The 18429-nt window shown below is 67.8% G+C and carries 18 protein-coding genes; 15 read left to right on the top strand and 3 right to left on the bottom strand.

What is annotated here, in order from left to right:
* Nucleotides 1-55 precede the first annotated feature (55 nt).
* The gene (locus AKJ08_RS03165) at nt 56-1042 is read right to left on the bottom strand and encodes a CapA family protein (RefSeq protein ID WP_050724729.1); all 987 of its coding nucleotides are present in this window, start codon (nt 1040-1042) and stop codon (nt 56-58) included.
* 34 nt (nt 1043-1076) lie between these two features.
* Here AKJ08_RS03165 and polX point away from each other — a divergent pair, with 34 nt between their 5' ends.
* The 13 genes from polX (at nt 1077) to AKJ08_RS03095 (ending at nt 15067) form a co-directional block, all read left to right on the top strand.
* Nucleotides 1077-2813: a DNA polymerase/3'-5' exonuclease PolX gene (gene polX, locus AKJ08_RS03160; RefSeq protein WP_050724728.1), complete on the top strand. Its 1737-nt coding sequence runs from the start codon at nt 1077-1079 to the stop codon at nt 2811-2813.
* Entirely contained in the window at nt 2810-3487 is a 678-nt protein-coding gene (locus AKJ08_RS03155; protein WP_050724727.1) for a dienelactone hydrolase family protein, read from the top strand. Before polX ends, AKJ08_RS03155 begins: the two co-directional genes overlap by 4 nt.
* A 95-nt stretch (nt 3488-3582) precedes the next feature.
* A complete protein-coding gene (locus AKJ08_RS03150) occupies nt 3583-4236 on the top strand; it encodes a cytochrome c3 family protein (RefSeq protein ID WP_050724726.1) in 654 nt (217 codons plus the stop codon).
* A 1329-nt stretch (nt 4237-5565) separates the two neighbouring features.
* Nucleotides 5566-7173 (top strand): 4Fe-4S dicluster domain-containing protein, encoded by a 1608-nt coding sequence (locus tag AKJ08_RS20730; protein WP_082343370.1) that lies wholly within the window; start codon nt 5566-5568, stop codon nt 7171-7173.
* Nucleotides 7173-8606, top strand: coding sequence for an NrfD/PsrC family molybdoenzyme membrane anchor subunit (gene nrfD, locus AKJ08_RS03135; protein ID WP_240475423.1), 1434 nt, complete (start codon nt 7173-7175; stop codon nt 8604-8606). Before AKJ08_RS20730 ends, nrfD begins: the two co-directional genes overlap by 1 nt.
* A complete protein-coding gene (locus tag AKJ08_RS03130; RefSeq protein ID WP_050724723.1) occupies nt 8584-9156 on the top strand; it encodes a DUF3341 domain-containing protein in 573 nt (190 codons plus the stop codon). Before nrfD ends, AKJ08_RS03130 begins: the two co-directional genes overlap by 23 nt.
* Nucleotides 9153-9761 carry a c-type cytochrome gene (locus AKJ08_RS03125; protein WP_050724722.1) on the top strand — a complete coding sequence of 203 codons (609 nt, stop codon included), beginning with the start codon at nt 9153-9155 and terminating at the stop codon, nt 9759-9761. The genes AKJ08_RS03130 and AKJ08_RS03125 overlap by 4 nt, the downstream gene beginning before the upstream one ends.
* Nucleotides 9758-10930 (top strand): hypothetical protein, encoded by a 1173-nt coding sequence (locus AKJ08_RS03120; protein WP_050724721.1) that lies wholly within the window; start codon nt 9758-9760, stop codon nt 10928-10930. The genes AKJ08_RS03125 and AKJ08_RS03120 overlap by 4 nt, the downstream gene beginning before the upstream one ends.
* On the top strand, nt 10927-11289 hold the full coding sequence (locus tag AKJ08_RS03115; protein ID WP_050724720.1) for a hypothetical protein: 363 nt from the start codon (nt 10927-10929) through the stop codon (nt 11287-11289). The genes AKJ08_RS03120 and AKJ08_RS03115 overlap by 4 nt, the downstream gene beginning before the upstream one ends.
* Nucleotides 11286-12458, top strand: a complete 1173-nt coding sequence (gene coxB, locus AKJ08_RS03110) for a cytochrome c oxidase subunit II (RefSeq protein WP_082342618.1) — start codon at nt 11286-11288, stop codon at nt 12456-12458. The genes AKJ08_RS03115 and coxB overlap by 4 nt, the downstream gene beginning before the upstream one ends.
* A complete protein-coding gene (locus AKJ08_RS03105) occupies nt 12455-14056 on the top strand; it encodes a cytochrome c oxidase subunit I (protein ID WP_050724719.1) in 1602 nt (533 codons plus the stop codon). Before coxB ends, AKJ08_RS03105 begins: the two co-directional genes overlap by 4 nt.
* Nucleotides 14049-14693 carry a cytochrome c oxidase subunit 3 gene (locus AKJ08_RS03100; RefSeq protein WP_050724718.1) on the top strand — a complete coding sequence of 215 codons (645 nt, stop codon included), beginning with the start codon at nt 14049-14051 and terminating at the stop codon, nt 14691-14693. The genes AKJ08_RS03105 and AKJ08_RS03100 overlap by 8 nt, the downstream gene beginning before the upstream one ends.
* Nucleotides 14690-15067, top strand: a complete 378-nt coding sequence (locus AKJ08_RS03095; RefSeq protein WP_050724717.1) for a cytochrome C oxidase subunit IV family protein — start codon at nt 14690-14692, stop codon at nt 15065-15067. Before AKJ08_RS03100 ends, AKJ08_RS03095 begins: the two co-directional genes overlap by 4 nt.
* Nucleotides 15068-15074: 7 nt before the next feature.
* Here the strand turns inward: AKJ08_RS03095 and AKJ08_RS03090 are convergent, their stop codons facing one another.
* The gene (locus tag AKJ08_RS03090; protein ID WP_157370441.1) at nt 15075-15653 is read right to left on the bottom strand and encodes a hypothetical protein; all 579 of its coding nucleotides are present in this window, start codon (nt 15651-15653) and stop codon (nt 15075-15077) included.
* Nucleotides 15654-15803: 150 nt separating this feature from the next.
* Here AKJ08_RS03090 and AKJ08_RS03085 point away from each other — a divergent pair, with 150 nt between their 5' ends.
* A complete protein-coding gene (locus AKJ08_RS03085; protein WP_157370440.1) occupies nt 15804-16577 on the top strand; it encodes a zinc-ribbon domain-containing protein in 774 nt (257 codons plus the stop codon).
* Nucleotides 16578-16579: 2 nt separating this feature from the next.
* Here the strand turns inward: AKJ08_RS03085 and AKJ08_RS03080 are convergent, their stop codons facing one another.
* Nucleotides 16580-17584 carry a hypothetical protein gene (locus AKJ08_RS03080; RefSeq protein ID WP_050724714.1) on the bottom strand — a complete coding sequence of 335 codons (1005 nt, stop codon included), beginning with the start codon at nt 17582-17584 and terminating at the stop codon, nt 16580-16582.
* 138 nt (nt 17585-17722) lie between these two features.
* Here AKJ08_RS03080 and AKJ08_RS03075 point away from each other — a divergent pair, with 138 nt between their 5' ends.
* The gene (locus tag AKJ08_RS03075; protein WP_050724713.1) at nt 17723-18265 is read left to right on the top strand and encodes a DUF421 domain-containing protein; all 543 of its coding nucleotides are present in this window, start codon (nt 17723-17725) and stop codon (nt 18263-18265) included.
* The last annotated feature ends 164 nt before the right edge of the window (nt 18266-18429 follow it).

Raw genomic sequence — 18429 nt, 5'->3', positions numbered from 1 at the left:
GCGCTCCTCCTCCCGCGGAGGGGCCCTGAGCCGCCCTCCGAACGGCGTCGCCAGCCTACCCGGAACGAGCCTGGTCGGAACGCCAGATCAGCGCTCCGTCTCTTCGTTCGAGGCGGGTGCCGAGCTCGGCGGAGAGGGCCTCCATGCGGGCGAGGATCGCCTCCCGCTCGTCATCTCGGGCCAGATTCGTCGTGGCGAAGCCCAGGTGCACGGGTAGGAGATCGAGCGACACCGGCACACCCTCCTCCAGCCCGATCCGGAAGAGGCAGCTCCGGTCGTTCCGCAGGATCGGGTCGACCGCGTAGTCGTCCAGGAAGTCCCCCGTGTCGAAGAGGATCGGCTTGCCGCGGTAGATCTCGACGCCCTGGGTCAGGTGGGCGCTGTGGCCGAAGTAGATGTCGGCGCCCCTCTCGATGACGGCCCGGGCGAAGCGCCGGAAGAGGGCTGGCGGCCGCTCGACCATGTTCGGGCCCCAGTGGTTGGAGAAGACGACGGTGGAGGCGCCGGCCTCCCGCGCCGCCGCGATCCTCTCCTCGACCTTCGCCAGGACAGAGGGCTCCAGGGAGACGGGCAGGAAGGCGGTCCCCGGGCGATCGCCGCCCGCGGCGAAGAGCGGCTCGTTGTCGGTGCAGGCGACCAGGCCGATCCCGTGTGGGAGGATCGCGGGCGCGGTCGCCTCCTCGCGATTCCGTCCGGCGCCCGCGTGGGCGATCCCCGCCTCGTCCAGGTAGCGCAGCGTATCGAGGAGGCCCTCCTCCTCGAAATCCAGGCTGTGGTTGTTGGCGAGGGAGCAGGCGTCGATCCGCGCCGCGCGGAGCGCGGGGATGGCCTCGGGCGAGGCGCGGAAATGGAAGACCTTCGGCGCCTCGTGCCACTGCGTCAGATGTGTGGTTACCGCACACTCTAGATTCACGATCCGGACCGACGCGTCGAGGAGGCTCGGAAGCGTGTCTCCCCAGGGCTCGGCCGGCTCCATTTCGTGCAGGGCCTCGCGGACTCCCCTGCCGAGCATCACGTCGCCTGCAAGCATCAGCGTCTCCATCGCGGCCTCCTTGGAGACCCTATGTTCAGCCTCGATGGAGAATGCAGACGTCGCGCAGGTCCTCTACGACATGGGCGCCATGACCGAGGTGATCGGCGGGAACCCGTTCAAGGTCCGCGCGTTCCGCCAGGCGGCCGAGGTGATCGACACCCTGCCCGGCCCGGTCTCCGAGCTCTGGCGCAAGGACGAGCTCACCGGCCTGCCGTCGGTGGGCACGCGAATCGCGGACAAGATCGGGGAGATCCTCGAGAGCGGCACTTGCGAGGAATACGAGGAGCTCGCCGCCGAGGTGCCGATGGGGGTCCTCGAGCTCCTGCGGATCGAAGGGGTCGGTCCGAAGACGGTCGCATCCGTCTGGAAGGAGCTGGGCGTCACGGATCTCGACGGCCTCGAGGACGCGATCGACTCGGGGAGGCTGAAGGAGGTGCCGAGGATGGGGCCGGTTCGCGTGCGCGCGATCCGGAAGGCGATCGGCCGCTATCGCGCGCGCGGGGGCCGCATGCCCCTCCACCGGGCGCTCTACTATGCGGAGGGGATCCTCGGCCGCCTGCGCCGGGTGCCAGGAGTCATTCGGGCGGAGGCCGCCGGCTCGCTCCGGCGCCGGCGCGAGACCGTCGGCGACCTCGACCTCCTCATCGCGTCGGAGCGCCCGGGACCGGTGATGCGCGCCTTCGCGTCCCTCCCGGACGTGGACGAGGTGATCGCTCGAGGCGACACGAAGAGCTCGGTTCGCCTCGAGATCGGCCTGCACGTGGACCTGCGGGTCCTGCCCCCGGAGTCGTTCGGAGCCGCGCTCCACTACTTCACCGGGAGCAAGAACCACAACATCGCGATCCGGACCCGTGCCGTCCGCCTCGGCCTCAAGCTCTCGGAGTACGGCGTCTTCGACCGCGAGGGCAACCGGCTCTCGGGCGAGCGCGAAGAGGACGTCTTCGAGGCGGTGGGCCTGCCCTGGATCCCTCCGGAGCTTCGCGAGGGGACCGGCGAGCTCGAGGCCGCCGAGGCGGGAAAGCTCCCCCATCTCGTCACCGAGGAGGATCTCCTCGGCGATCTCCACGTCCACAGCGACACCTCCTCGGACGGACGATCGTCGCTCCAGGATCTCTGGCGCGAGGCGAAGGGCCTGGGCCGGCAGTACCTGGCCATCACGGACCACTCCCGCTCCCGTCCCCTCGGGCTCGAGCCCAAGGCGCTCCTCGCCCACGCGAAGGAGATTCGCGCCGCCTCGAAGAAGTTTCAGGGCGGGCCGAAGCTCCTCGCCGGCGTCGAGGTCGACATCCTCCCGGACGGCTCCCTCGACCTCCCGGCGGACGTGCTCGGCTCGCTGGATTGGGTGGTGGCCAGCATCCACACCCACTTCGACGACCCTCCCGACCGAATCACCGCGCGCATGGTGAAGGCGATCGAGTCCGGCGTGGTGGACGCGATCGGCCACCCGAGCGGCAGGCTGATCGGAAAGCGCGATCCCTACTCGTACGACCTGGAGGCCGTGCTGGACGCGGCCCGCGCCCACGGCGTCGCGCTCGAGCTCAACGCCATGCCGGATCGCCTGGACCTCACCGACGGCGGCTGCCGCCTCGCGAAGGAGGCCGGTGTGCCGGTGGTGATCGACTCGGACGCGCATGTATCGAGCCACCTCTCACTGCTCCGCTTCGGCGTGTGGGTGGCGCGACGGGGGTGGCTGGAAAAGGAAGACATCGTGAACACGCGGCCCGCTTCCCGGCTCAGGGAGACGCGGAGAGGCGAGGCGGCGAGAGAGGAGCGGAAATGAAGGACATCGAGAGTCGCGAGGTGATCGTCCGGACCGACGACGTGGACCTTGCCGGCAACCTCGCGGTTCCGGGGGGCGCGACCGGGATCGTGGTCTTCGCGCACGGCAGCGGCAGCAGCCGGTTCAGCCCCCGGAACAACTTCGTCGCCGAGGTCATCCAGCAGGCGGGGGTCGCGACCCTGCTCATGGATCTGCTCACCTCCGAGGAGGAGGAAGTCGACCAGATGACGGCAGAGCTCCGCTTCAACATCCAGCTCCTCGCCGAGCGGGTCGTCGGAGCGGTCGACTCCCTCCAGCAGGAGCCGGAGACCGGACACTTCCGCATCGGCCTCTTCGGCTCGTCCACGGGCGCGGCGGCGGCGCTGGTGGCGGCGGCGGCCAGGCCCTACGGCGTCCACGCCGTCGTCTCCCGGGGCGGGAGGCCGGACCTCGCCGGCGATTCGCTGGGCCTCGTGCAGGCGCCGACCCTGCTGCTCGTCGGCGGCAACGACGACGTCGTGATCGAGCTCAACCGCGACGCCTACGGGCGGATGGACTGCGAGAAGGAGCTCCGGATCATCCCCGGCGCCACCCACCTCTTCGCCGAGCCGGGCACGCTCGAGCAGGTGGCCAAGGAGGCCGCGGGGTGGTTCGCCGACCACCTCGCCATCGGCGAGCAGCCCGCGGCGCAGTAGGTCAAGAGCCCCACCGAGGGGGTTTGGCGCTCCAACCGGACTGCCTATCGTCGGCCCAAACCCATCGATGCTGCTCGCCGGGAGCCTGGCGCCAGATGCGACCGCTCTTCCCCCCATGGGCCAACTCCGCCCTCTGGGCGGGGACGATCCTACTGCTCGCCGCGGTCCTGGGCCTGCCCGTCGCCGTGATGGTCTACATGCGAACGCCCTACGTCACCGATCGGCTCAAGGAGGTGGAGCAGCCGGTCCAGTTCGACCATCGCCACCACGTAATGGACGACGGGATCGACTGTCTCTACTGCCACTACCTCGCCGACCGCAGCCCGTGGGCAGGGGTGCCGCCCACCGAGCTGTGCATGAATTGTCACGCCCAGATCTGGAACGACGCGCCGCTCCTCGAGCCGGTGCGGGAGAGCTTCTTCTCCGGGCGGCCGATCAAGTGGCTGCGGGTGAACGGCGTCCCCGACTTCGTCTTCTTCAACCACGCGGTGCACGTCCACCGCGGCGTCGGATGCGCAACCTGTCACGGGCGCGTCGATCAGATGGCGGCGGTCCACGCCGCGGCGCCCCTCCAGATGCAGTGGTGCCTCGAGTGTCACCGCAAGCCGGAGCGCTTCCTCCGGCCCCTCGACAAGATCACGGACATGGAGTGGCAGCTCCCGCCCGACCAGCAGCTGCTCCTCGGCCGCGAGCTGAAGGAGAAGCTTTCGATCATACCGCCCACGAGCTGCACCGGCTGTCACAGGTAGAGGAATGGAAGAGCACAAGCTCAAAGTCCTCGATCCCGAGGAGGGGGTCAGCCGCCGGAGCTTCCTGGAGCTCCTAGGGGCGGGGCTCGTCGCGGGTGGGATCGCGGCCTGCGAGCCGCCCCGGGGCGAGATCCTCCCCTACTCCCGGCAGCCTCGAGAGGTGACACCAGGAAAACCGCAGGTCTACGCGACTTCGATCGTGGAGCGCGGCTACGCCTCCGGCCTCCTCGCCACGAGCTGGTCCGGGCGGCCGACGAAGCTCGACGGCAACCCCGAGCACCCCGCCACGCTCGGCGGCGGCTCCAGCATCCACCACCAGGCCGCCGTCTTCGGTCTCTACGATCCCACCCGCGCCCGGACGATCCGGCGCGGCAAGCAGTCCGGATCGTGGACCTCGTTCTTCACCGAGCTGCAAGAGAGCCTGGCGCCCGACTCGCGACCGCATTTCCTCCTGGAACCCACGAGCTCGCCGCTGTCGATCGAGCAGATCCGGCGGATCCGGAAGCGGCTCCCGAGCGCGACCTTCCACTTCTACGACCCGGTCGACCATTCGGCGGAGCTCGCTGCCGCCCGAAGGGCCTTCGGTAAGCTGGCGATCCAGCGGCTGCACCTCGACAGGGCCCAGGTGATCGCCGCCTTCGACGCCGACTTCCTCATGGATCGGCCTTTCCACATCCGCTACGCGTACGAATACGCCACACACCGCCGGGTCCGCTCCACGTCTGACGGGATGAGCCGCCTCTACGTTGCGGAGGGCGAGGTCACCGTCACCGGCGCCATCGCGGATCATCGGATCCGCACGAGGCCGAGCCGGATCCCCGACCTCCTCCTCGACCTCCTGGGCGCCATCGCCAGGGGACGCGCCCGACTCGCCCCCGAGAGGGTCGCAGGACACGGAGACCTCCTCGCCGGCGTGAAGGATCGCGCCTCGTCGCCGTGGATCGACGTCCTCGCGGACGATCTCCTCGCCCACCAGGGAGCCGGCCTCGTGGCCATCGGCCCGCGGCAGCCCGAGGAGGCCCACGTCCTCGTCCATGCCCTGAACGCGATCCTGGGCAACCTCGGCCAGACGGTCACCTTCACCGATCCCGTCCTCTTCGAGGCCGGCACCGAGAGCCACGGGCTCGCGCCTCTCGCCGAATCCCTGCAGCGCGGCGAGGTCGATGCCCTGATGATCCTCGGCGTCGACCCGGTGTACACCGCACCGGCGGACCTCGAACTCGAGAGCCTGCTCCCGAAGGCGAAGCTCCGGATCTACTCGGGCCTCCACGAGAACACGACCTCCCGGGCTTGCGAGTGGTTCATCCCGGCGGTGCACTTCCTCGAGCAATGGGGAGACGCCCGCGCCTACGACGGGACCCTCTCGCTCATCCAGCCGCTGATCCGCCCCCTCTACGGCGGCCACTCCGCCAGCGAGATCCTCGCCGCCGCCGCGGGCGATCCCGCGCCGGACGATCGCTCCATGCTCCGCTACCGGTACGTCAAGGTGGCGGAGGACACCTGGGAGCGCGCCCTCCGGCACGGCTTCTTCTCCGGAGCGCTACCGCCCCTCGGCGTCCGGTTGAACCCGGACGCGGCCCGGGCTGCCGTCGGGGCGCTGGTGCAGCGATCCCCCGTCCTCGGCCTCGAGCTCTCGCTGCGCCCGGATCCCAAGCTCGGCGCGGGAGAGCACGGGAGCAACGACTGGTTGATCGAGCTCCCCGATCCGATCACGCGCCTCGCCTGGGGAAACGCCGCGGCGATGAGCCTGGCCACCGCTTCGAAGCTCGGGCTGCGGGAGACCCAGGTGATCGAGCTCGCCGCAGCCGGGCGCTCGATCCGGATCCCCGTCCTGCCGGTGATGGGCATGGCGGACGACCTCGTCTCGGTGAACCTCGGCTGGGGGAACGGCGCCCATCCCAGGGAGGAGGAGCACGGCCTCTTCTCCGCGAAGGTGGCGCCGGTCGGCGTGAACGCCTTTCCGCTCCGGACCAACCAGGCGCCCTGGATCGTCGGCGGCGCCACCGCCCAGAAGGCCGCGCGGAAGGCCTTCCCCTACGCGGCGGCGGAGCGGGTGGAGGAGAGCCTCGCGATCACCCAGACCAACCTCGACATGCAGGACCGACCGATCCTCCTCACGAACACCCTCGAGGGCTTCCGGGCAGTCCCCGACTTCGTCTCCCCCACGACGACCCCGTCCCCGATCTCTACGGCAAACCCTGGACCTACACCGGGCAGCAGTGGGGCATGTCGATCGACCTCTCGACCTGCATCGGATGCAACGCCTGCGTGGTGGCCTGCCAGGCGGAGAACAACACGCCCACGGTCGGCAGGATCAACGCATTCAAGGGCCGGTCGATGCACTGGCTCCGCATCGATCGCTATCGGCTCGGCAAGAGCGACGACGACCTGCGCCTGCTTCCGCAGCCGATGATGTGCCAGCACTGCGAGAAGGCGCCCTGCGAGTACGTCTGCCCGGTGAACGCCACGGTGCACAGCCCCGACGGCTTGAACGAGATGATTTACAACCGCTGCATCGGGACGCGGTTCTGCTCAAACAACTGTCCATACAAGGTGAGGCGATTCAACTTCCTCCTATACAACGACACCCACATGCCCGAGACGCTCAAGATGATCCACAACCCGAACGTCTCGGTTCGGGGCCGGGGCGTCATGGAGAAGTGCACCTATTGTGTGCAGCGGATCCGCACCGCCGAGATCGACGCGCGGATCGGGCAGCGGCACATCCGCGAGGGGGAGGTCCGAACCGCCTGCCAGATCGCCTGCCCGACGGGGGCCATCGTCTTCGGCCTCCTCTCGGAGCCCGCGAGCCCCGTCTCCGTGCTCCAGGAGCAGGAGCGCAGCTACGGCGTGCTCCAGGCCGAGCTCGGGACCGCTCCGCGCACCCGCTATCTCGCCAACCTCTTCAACCCCAACCCCGAGCTCGAGAAGACCTGATGGAGCCGGCGGAGAAGCTGCCGCGCGAGTCGGCCGACTACGCGAAGGCGATGGACGGGCCGCCGATCCTGCTCACGCGGGAGTCGGAGGCGGCGATCACCCGGCGCCTGCTCCGCCCGATCTTCCAGGGGGGGCCTGGGTGGAAGCTCGCCTTCCTGATCACACTGGGGGGATCGACGGTCTGCTGGCTCGCGATCCTCTACACGGTGGCGACCGGCATCGGGACCTGGGGCACCAACATCCCGGTGGCCTGGGCCTACGCGATCACGAACTTCGTGTGGTGGATCGGGATCGGCCACGCCGGCACGTTCATCTCCGCGATCCTCCTGATCCTCGAGCAGACCTGGCGCAACTCGATCAACCGCTTCGCCGAGGCCATGACGCTCTTCGCGATCATGCAGGCGGCGATCTTCCCGGTGCTCCACCTGGGACGGCCCTGGTACGCGTACTGGATCCTCCCCTACCCGGCGACGATGCGGGTGTGGCCGAACTACCGAAGCGCCCTCCCGTGGGACGCCGCCGCGATCTCGACCTACTTCACGGTCTCGCTGATCTTCTGGTACCTCGGCCTCATCCCCGATCTGGCCGCGGCCCGCGACAGCGCTCCCACCCTGGGCAAACGCCGCTGGTACGGGATCTTCGCCCTGGGCTGGCGAGGCTCCGCCCGCGACTGGAAGCACTACCAGATCGCGTATTTGATTCTGGGCGCGCTGGCCACGCCGCTGGTGCTCTCGGTGCACAGCGTGGTCAGCCTCGACTTCGCCATCGCGCAGCTCCCCGGCTGGCACTCCACGATCTTTCCCCCGTACTTCGTCGCGGGCGCCATCTACTCCGGCTTCGCCATGGTGCTCACGCTGATGATCCCGGTTCGGCGGATCTTCCGCCTCCACGACGTGATCACGACCCGACACCTGGAGGCGATGGGGAAGCTCGTCCTGGTGACGGGATCCATCGTCTACTACACCTACGCGGTCGAGACGTTCCTCGCCTGGTACAGCGGCAGCGAATACGAGTACTCGGCCGTCGTGATCCAGCGACTGACCGGTCCGTTCGCGTGGACCGTCTGGACCGTCTACTCGCTCAATTTCCTCTGCCCGAACCTGATGTGGTTCAAGCGGATCCGGCAGAGCGCGATCTGGCTCTTCTTCATCTCGATCCTCGTCAACATCGCGATGTGGCTGGAGCGCTTCGAGATCATCGTCACCTCGCTGAGCCGCGACTTCCTCCCGTCGAGCTGGCACTTCTACAAGCCCACCTACATCGACGGCGCGATCATCATCGGCACCCTCTTCTTCTTCATGTTTCTATTTCTTTGCTTCTTGCGCTGGGTGCCCTTCATCCCGATCAGCGAGACCAAGGAGGTCCGTCACCTGATCGTGAGCGAAGAGCGGAGGCTCGCGGAGGAACGCCATGCGACGGGGCGTGGTCGCTGAATTCGAGGATCCGGAGCGGCTCCTGGGCGCTGTCCTCGCCATGAAGGCGGAGGGATTCAACGCGATGGACGCCTACACGCCCTACGCGGTCCAGCCCGTGATCGAGGCGCTGGACCTCCCGCGGTCGCGGGTCCCTCTCTATTGCCTCCTCGCCGGCGTGTTCGGAGGCTGCTACGCGTACCTCATCCAGTTCTGGATGAATGGCTTCGACTTCGCCATCAACGTCGGCGGCCGCCCGCTCGGCTCGGCGCCGGCCTTCATCCCGCCGACCTTCGAGGGAACCGTCCTCCTCGCAGCGCTGATGTCGATCTTCTCCTTCCTCGGGTTCGCAGGTCTCCCCCAGGTCGCGGCCCCGATCTTCTCGGTGGAGGGCTTCGAGCGGGCCAGCATCGATCGCTACTTCCTCGCCCTCGAGGAGCTCGATCCCCGCTACGACCCCGAGATCGCATCTGCCGTGCTGCGCAAGGCAGGAGCCCTCCGAATCACCTTCCTCCCGGTACCCGAGCCGGCGCCCGTGCCCAACCCGGTGGCCGACGGGCCCGTGGCATGAGGCGGATCGCCTGGTGGCTCGTTCTGGTGGGACTCGCCGCGTGCAGCGACGAGAAGAACCTCGTCCCCCTGGACTGGGAGCTCAACCGCATGACCCAGCAGGCGCGGTACACCGACTTCAAGCCCGGTCCGGGCTTCCGTGACGGGCGGGTGCTCCAGCCGCCGCCAGCCGGAACCGTTCCGGTCGATCGGGTCATCGGGCCGACGACCCTGACCCTCGGCATCACGGACGCTGGCGATTACGTCGACACCTTTCCGATTCCGATCACGACCGAGCTCATCGAGCTGGGCCGCAACCGCTTCGAGCGCACCTGCGCCGCGTGCCACGGGATCCTCGGCACCTCGGAGACCGAGGTCGCGTCGAAGATGACCCTCCGCCCGCCTCCGTCGCTCCAGAAGGCGTCGATCAGGGGCAATCCGGTCGGCCGGATCTACCAGGTCACCACCTTCGGCTACGGCCTCATGCCCGGCTACGCGATCCAGCTGAACCTCGAGGAGCGCTGGGCGGTGGTCGCCTACGTCCGCGCGCTGCAGCTCAGCCAGAACGCAAGGCTCACCCAGCTCCCGCCCGACCTTCGACAGAGATTCCGCTCGGAGGTCCCGTGAGCCGGCTCCAGCGCCGCTTCGTTCTCGCCTGCTGCCTCATGATCGGGGTGGGCCTCGTCGGCCTGCTCCTCGGCGTATGGCTCGACCCTCGCCGCTTCTTCTTCTCCTACCTCGCCGGCTGGTCGTTCTACGTGAGCACCGCGATCGGCGGCCTCCTCCTGCTGATGATCGGCCACGCCGCGCGCGCCCGCTGGTTCGCGGGGATGAGGCGCCTCGGCGAGTACACCGCGTCCACCCTGCCGGCCATGGCCGTTCTCGCCATCCCGATCTTCCTCGGGATGGACACCCTCTACGCCTGGGCCGGTCCGCGCGAAGACATGACCGAGCTCGAGCTCGCGGCGGTGAAACACAAGGCGCTGTGGATGAACACGCCCTTCTTCATCGTCAGGACGGAGCTCTATCTCCTCGCGCTGAGCGCCTTCGCCTTCTTCCTGATTCGTTGGTCCCTCGCCGAGGACGCCGGCTACAACGAGATTCGAAAACATCGGATGCAACGCCTGGCGTCTGGCGGGATCCCGATCTCGGCCTTCCTCCTGACCTGGGCGAGCTTCGACTGGCTGATGTCCCTCGACCCGACCTGGTACTCCACGGTCTTCGGCGTCTACTTCTGGGCCGGCGGCTTCGTCGCCTCCCTCGCCGTCCTGAGCCTCCTCGGCTGGAGCTTCCGGCGGCTGGAGCTCATCCCGGAGGAGATCGGCCGCTTTCACCAGTGGGCCACCGGACGGCTGATGTTCGCCTTCGTGATCTTCTGGGCGTACCAGGGGTTCGCACAGCTCCTCGTGATCTGGATCGGCAACGTCCCGAGGGAGATCACCTTCTACCAGCATCGCGCCAACGAGGGCTGGGGGTGGGTGAGCCTCACCCTCGCCCTCGGACAGTTCCTGGTCCCCTTCCTGGTGCTGCTCTCGCGCGACCTGAAGAAGAAGCCATCGGCTCTCGCCTTGGTTGCGGGATGGCTCCTCTTCGCCCACTACGTGGACATCTACTGGATGGTGATCCCCAACCTGCACCCCCACGGCATCGTGGTGCACTGGCTGGATCTCTGCGCCCTCCTCGCGATCGGCGGCGTCCTCGGGCTCTGGGTCCTCTGGCTCTTCCGGGGCCGCTCCACCGTCCCTCTCGGAGATCCGTACTACTACCAGTCGCTGCGGTACCGGGGCGCGCCATGACCCGGCGGCACGCGAACATCCGCCTCGAGGAAGACGTCGTCCCGGCGGGCTTCCTGCTCTCCCTCATCTTTGCGGTGGTCTTCGTCACCCTGGCCGGCATCGGCTGGGCCTGGCTGATCTTCTCCCGCGAGACCATGAGGCTCGGCGGCTACGAGCAGCCCATCCCCGAGCAGCACGCGCCCCGGACGATCGTCCGCGTGAACCAGTCGCTCATCCACGTGGAGCGGAACGGGCAGCGCATCGAAGCCGAGCAGCGCCGGATCCTCGAGGAGTACGGCTGGATCGACCGCGAGCGCGGCATCGTCCGGATCCCCATCGACGATGCGATCAGAATCACCGCAGAGGGGGCGACTCGATGAACGAGTTCCTCCGCCAGATCCTCTACCTTCCCAAGCAGGCGAGCACCATCTCGACCGACATCGATCACCTCCACTACTGGGTGATCGGGACCACGATGGCCGGCTCGAGCCTCGTCTTCTTCACCGCGCTCTGGTTCACGTTCAGATACCGGCGGAGGGAGGAAGGCGAGCTCACGCCGCACATCCGGGCCGGAGTTCCCCTCGAGCTCGGCTTCATCGGCCTCCTCGTGACTCTCTTCGTGACGTTCTGGGTGATCGGCTTCCACCAGTACGTCCGGATCCGCACGCCGCCCAAGGACGCGATGATCGTCTACGTCACGGCGAAGCAGTGGATGTGGAAGTTCTCGTATCCGGAGGGAAAGAGCTCCATCGCCACCCTGGTCGTCCCCGCGAGGCGCAAGGTGAAGCTGATCATGACCTCGCGGGACGTGATCCACAGCTTCTTCGTGCCGGCCTTTCGCCTGAAGCAGGACGTGCTCCCGGGGCGCTACGAGACCCTGTGGTTCGAGGCGAAGGAGCCGGGCCTCTACAAGATCCTCTGTGCGGAGTATTGCGGCCTGAATCACTCCCGCATGTGGGGCGACGTGGTCGTGCTCGATCCCGAGCGCTACGACGAATGGCTCGAGGGGATCGATACCGAGAACCTCGTCAACTTCCCCGAGGACGATCCGCGCCGGACCATCGCCGACCAGGACCACCCCGGCGTCAACCCGTCACCGACCGGGGTGGTGCTCTCGTCCATGCCCAAGAGCCTCGCCGACAGGGGCCGCCTGGTCGCCGAGCGCCGCGGATGCCTGTCCTGCCACACCCTGGACGGCCAGCAGCACATCGCTCCCACCTGGCGCGGGCTGTGGGGGAGCACCGTGATCCTCTCCGACGGATCGCAGGTCGTGGCGGACGAGGCCTACCTCACCGAGTCGATGATGGATCCAATGGCGAAGGTCGTCGCGGGCTTCCTTCCGGTGATGCCCACCTACCAGGGCCTCCTGGAGCCCGCGGAGGTCGCCGCGCTCCTCGAGCTCATGCGCTCGATCCGGGATCCGCTCCCGAGCAAGGTCCTGTACCCGGTGCCGCTCATCGAGTCGCCGGAGCGACCGCCCCTCAGCCACGTGGATCCCGATCGCGCCCGCCAGATCCTGAACCTCCCCTCGGAGAGGACGCCCCCGTGACCCCGAAGAGCTATCTCGACGAGGAGACGACCGTCTGGTCCTGGCTGGCCACCACCGATCACAAGCGGATCGGGGTGATGTTCTTCGTGCTCACCTCGATCGCGCTCCTGATCGGCGGGATCTTCGCGCTCCTGCTGCGCCTGGAGCACCTCACGCCCAACTACACGATCATGAGCGCGAACGCATACAACCAGGCGTTCACCCTCCACGGCGTGATCATGGTCTGGTTCTTCTTGATCCCGTCGATCCCGGCCGCCTTCGGAAACTTCTTCGTCCCGATCCTGCTCGGCGCGCAGGACGTCGCCTTTCCCCGGCTCAACCTCGCCACCGTCTACATCTACATCGCCGGCGCGATCGCGATCGCCATCGGCGTGGCGATGGGAGGCACCGACACCGGGTGGACCTTCTACCCGCCCTACAGCTCGCAGACGTTCTCGCAGCTCCTTCCGATCCTGATCGGCGTCTTCATCCTGGGATTCTCGACGATCTTCACCGGGCTCAACCTCATCGTCACCATCCACACGCTGCGTGCGAAGGGCATGCGCTTCATGCAGATGCCCCTCTTCGTGTGGACGATGTATGGCGTCTCGGTGATCCAGGTGGTCGCGACGCCGGTTCTCGGCATGGTGCTCCTCCTCACCACGCTCGATCATGGCTTGAACTGGGGCTTCTTCGATCCGGCTCGAGGCGGCGACGTCGTCCTCTTCCAGCACTTCTTCTGGTTCTACTCACACCCCGCCGTCTACATCATGATCCTCCCGGCCATGGGCGTGGTCAGCGAGGTGATTCCGACCTTCGCCCACAAGAACCCGCTCTCCTACAAGGCCATCGCCTTCTCCACCTTCGGCATCGCCTTCGTCGGCTTCCTCACCTGGGGACACCACATGTTCGTCTCCGGGATGTCGGTCTTCGACGCGGGCGTCTTCGGCGTCCTGTCGATGTTCGTGGCGATCTTCTCGGCCATCAAGGTCTTCACCTGGGTCGGCACGCTGTACAAGGGATCCGTCGATCTACGGACGCCGCTCGTCTACATCGCCGCGTTCCTCTTCCTCTTCGTCTTCGGGGGTATGACCGGCGTCGCTGTGGCCACCACGAGCCTCGACGTCCACTGGACCGACACCTATTTCGTGGTCGCGCACTTCCACTTCATCATGGTGGGCGCCTCGCTCACGGCATGGCTCGCCGCGATCCACTATTGGTGGCCCAAGATGACAGGCCGGATGTACTCCGAGCCCTGGGGGATTGCCGCCGCCGTCCTCGTCTTCCTCGGCTTCTTCGCCACCTTTTTTCCGCAGTTCCTGCTCGGGAACGGCGGGATGCCGCGGCGCTACTATTACTATCCGGAGAAGTTCACGACGCTCCACGTGATGTCGACCGCGGGCTCGTGGGTGCTGGGCCTCGGCCTGGTGATCGCGCTCCTCTACCTGGCCTGGTCCCTCTTCTACGGGCCCCGCGCCCCTGCCAATCCATGGGGCGGCCGCACGCTGGAGTGGCGCATTCCGTCGCCGCCGTCCCGGCACAACTTCGCCACGACGCCGGAGGTCATCCAGCCACCGTACGACTACTCCCATCCCCTCGAGGGCGACATCCATGTATGAGCCGCCGCTCCAGCACCACTTCGAGGACATGGAGAAGCAGGAGCACGCCGCCAAGCTGGGGATGTGGATCTTTCTCGGGAGCGAGCTCCTCTTCTTCAACGCCCTCTTCGCCCTCTATTCGTTCTACCGGACCGATCATCCGGAGATCTTCCGCGAGGGGATCCGCCTCAACGCGAAGTGGCTCGGGACCATCAACACCGCCGTGCTCGTCGCCGGGAGCGTCTCGGTGGCGAGCGCCCACAACTTCCTGCGGATGGGGCGGCGCAACCTGTCGATCGGGCTCACCTTGCTCACGGCGCTCGCCGGCCTCGCCTACGTGATCATCAAGTCGGTGGAGTACGGGATGCACTTCCGCGAGGGGATCTATCCCGGCGGGATGGGCTCATTCTTCGTCGAGAACCCGGACCCCGCCTACGCCGCCTTCTTCACCACCTACTTCGCCACGACCGGCCTCCACCTGATCCACGTGGCGGCAGGGGCGGTGCTCTTTACGTGGATGGCGTGGTGGATCCACCGGGATCGGGTCGGGCCCTCGGGCGCCTACCGCCTCGGCATCGCCGCTCTCTATTGGCACTTCGTCGACATCATCTGGCTCTTCCTGTGGCCGATGTTCTACCTCCTGGGAGCGCACGGATGACCGCGAAGCCCGTCTCTCTTTGGCTCTTCCCCGCGATCGGGGCCGTGCTCTACCTGCTCATCATCTTGAGCTTCGTGCTCTCGTACGTGGAGATGGGACCCTGGGCGACGCCGATCGCGCTGATCATCGCCGGCATACAGGCGGTGCTCGTCGCCTACGTCTCCATGGAGCTCTACGAGAGCCGCTTCTCGGTGAAGATGCTCGCGATCATCGCGCCGCTCTTCGTCGCACTCCTGGTAACGCTGGCCGCCGTAGACATCGCGACCCGCGCGCCCCAGCCGATGCTCGTCCCGGTCCCGGTCCGCACCGGCCTCCCCGGCACCCACCCCAATCCCATGCAAGGAGTCCCCGGCCCTCCCGTGCACATCCCCTGAAAGAGGCTCAGATATCGATGCGGACCGACGGGCGGACCTTCTCGATCCTCGGCTGCAGCACCGTGAAGAAGTAGCCCATCGCCAGCCCGTAGACGCCGTGGGCGATCCAATCCCAGCTCCGGCGGATGTGCTCCCACCAGAAGTCCTGATCGTGGAGCACCGTCATCCCGGGCGGCAGGATGAAGTAGACATCGACCGCGATCGCGAGGACGCCGATACCGAGGCCGAGCGCGATACAGGTCGAATTCCGGGTGGGGAAGCGCGGGCTCATCACGAACCAGGCGTAGACCGCCGACCAGAAGAGCGCGGGGATGAGCTGGTTGACGCCGATCCCCAGGGCGTAGGTGAGTCCATCCGGCGCCTCGAGCGCCTTCTCTCCCAGGAGAAAGCCCGCGACGACGCGCACCGGCCATTCGAACGGCCGCTCGGACTCGAAGGCCAGATAGACGAGCACCAGGAAGCCCAGGAAGGCCAGGCCCGCGAGCTGCCCGGCGGCGATGCAGGCCAGGAAGCGCTTCGGCTGCTCGGTCACCCGCCCAGGCAGATTGGACCACGCCATCTGCGGTCGCGAAGCGGCCGGTTCCATGCTCCCTCCTTGGGTCGACGCTCCCGTCGAGCATGCGCATGGCCGGCCACTCCCGCAGGATCTCCCCATACGGGGTTGCCTCGAGGGGCTCGGCGTCACGATCCATAGTTGGATGCCAAACCCGCGCGGAGCGAACCCGGAGGAGTCGCCATGAGTGAGACCGAGCCGCCGATGGAGCCACCGGAGCCGGCGCGAGCGCCGCCGGGGATGGGTCCCCCACCGCCGGGGGAGCCGAAAGAGGAGAAGGAGGCGAAGGCCGAGGAGCCAACACCGCGACCGAAGAAGCCGTCGGGACAGCCGCCCCAGCCTCCGCCCCGGGAGCAGGGGGGTCCGCTCCTCGAGCCGGTCTCGACCTGGTCCTTCGTACTCCTCTCGATCGTCACCCTCGGGATCTACGCGATCTATCGCTTCTACAAGGCGACCAAGGCCTACGAGTGGCTCGCGGGGCGCACCTCGAGCTTCTCGGGTTTCTTCTGGGCCTACGTCGTCTCCAGCTTCCTCTTCTTCCCGGCGGCGCTCGTCTTCGGCGCCCTCGCCCTGAACGAGGCGATCGACCTCCGCGACGAGGCTGCGGAGCGGTACGAGGTGCCGACCCGAAGGTTCCACTCCAAGGGAACCCACGTGGTCCTCTGGGTGGTCGGCACGCTCACGGTCTGGGTGCTGCTCGGCATCGTGGCCTTGGTGTTCCAGGCCATCTACTTCTTTGGCGAGTACAACCGGATCGCCCGAGGAATGGAGGAAGAGGGCGCCGGCGAGAAGCCACTCCTCCCTTCGCCGCACGAAGGCGAAGGCGGTGCAAAGGAGCACTCGCGCTCCGCGGCAACCGCCGAGCAGACCTGTTCGAGCTGCGGTGAACCCCTCCCGACGGACGCCCGCTTCTGCCGAAGCTGCGGCAAGCCCGTCGAGCCCAGCGACGCACACTGACGTCAGTCTGCTTGGGGTCTACTCCAAGCAAACGAGACCTGCCGCTCCTCGATCTGCTCGAACGGAGCGGGCGCGCCTCCCTCCCCCTCCGCCAGGAAGGGCACGATCAGCGAGTGCCTGGCGTGGAGCCGACGAGGCCGGAGGCCCGAGGCCTCCGTCACCAGCGTGACCCGCTCCTCGATCTCGATGGCCCTCGCGGGGAACGGAAAGATCGTGGAGATGAAGGCCAGGAGGCGCCCGCGCTGGTCGGGCTCGGGCGACGCGGTGATCTCGAGCTGCACGCAGCCGTCGGGCCGCTCTCCCGCGGCGCAGGGGACCCGGCCGGTCAGCACGATCTCGTAGAGCATCTCGAGGCCGATTCCGCCCAGCCCGTCGATCGCGAGCCGATCCCGGAGCTGGTAGACGCGCCCGACCTCGAGGTCGCCGCCGGCCCATAGGCCCACCAGCTCGTCCCAGTCGCCAGCGGCGCGCCGCCGCAGCCCCTCGTCGCCGAAGAGGCCCAGGAGCCTTCCCCGGAGCGCCTCGGGGATCTCCCCCGTCTTCGCCAGGCGCCCCAGGAGCGAGGCCGCCGTGGCCTGGGCCCGCGTGGGCTCGTCGATCCCCACCAGGTTTCCGAGGGAGTTCACCCGCCAATCGGGCTGGGCGAGCTCCTTGGCGATCATCTCCGCGAGCCGCGGATCCCGAAGCGTGGGCATCGCGTCGATCTTCACGTTCTTGCGCTGGACGCGGAGCCCGCCGTCGCCGCCGGACTCGACCTGGAGTCCGTAGCGCAAGACCAGCTCGTCCCTGCCCTCGGATCCCTGCAGCGAGCGGCTCACCTCGACCTGCGCCGCCTCCCCCGGGGCCCAATCGAAGCGCAGGGAGACCACGTCCTCGCGCGGCGAGGACATCGGCACCGGCTTCACCGAGGCACATCCCGCGCAAAGGAGGAACGCCAGAGCGGATCCCGCCATGAGGATCCGGATCGTCCGGCCACGACGAAGCTCGCCGTCCTGTCGAATGGGCATGTTCCGTCGTCCCCCGGACGGGGGGGCCTCGTCAAGCTCCGCCTTCTGGCGGCCAACTGGGAACGGCCTCCCTGCTTCCTTGCCGTCCCGGGCCGGTGTGGGCACTCCTCCTCCGTGCGTCCTTTCTCGTGGCACGGGATGTGGCAGCCAACGATCCCTCCTTGGGAGGTCGCGCTTCGCGCATCGATCGTCTACCTCTTCCTGATCGCCCTCTTTCGGGTCGTCCCTCGCCGGGAGCTCGCCCGCTACTCCGTCTCCGACATCATCGTGCTCTTCCTGGTGACCGTCGCGGTTCGCCGGAGCATCGTGGTGGACGACAACAGCCTGACCACCGCATTCGTCGGCCTGGCCACCATCTTTGGTCTGGACCAGCTCCTCGACGCTCTGTCCCGGCGAAGCCTCTGGTGGTCCCACGTGATCCAGGGCCGGCGCCTGGTCCTGATCCGGGACGGCCACCCGATGGCGAAAGGCCTCGCCGAGGCCAAGCTCAGCCTCGACGACCTGCTCGCGCAGCTGCGCACCACCGGTCGACAGGACATCTCCGACGTCTCCTGGGCCTTCCTCGAGAAGGACGGAAGAGTCACGTTCCTCTTCCGCCACCCGAAGTCGAAACAGAAGCCGAAGGACAAAGCGCGGGAGAGATCCGACGCAGACGATCGCGTGAAGGACGAGGACGATTGAGCCTTTCGGGGGCGGACGCTCGGGAGCGCCGGGCCTGCCGAGTGTCGGAGCGCATGCGGCGGCCCCCCGAACGGCCCCGTGCCCATCGCGGCCAGGGGCCCGCGGTCACCCTACGATCATGACCGCTGCGCGAGGCGCCCGGCCCGGCGCGTGGCGACACCTGT

Source organism: Vulgatibacter incomptus (assembly GCF_001263175.1).
Classification (GTDB): Bacteria; Myxococcota; Myxococcia; order Myxococcales; family Vulgatibacteraceae; genus Vulgatibacter; species Vulgatibacter incomptus.
The sequence above is the reverse complement of the archived record's forward strand: the minus strand, read 5'-3'. Positions and strand labels throughout refer to the sequence as shown.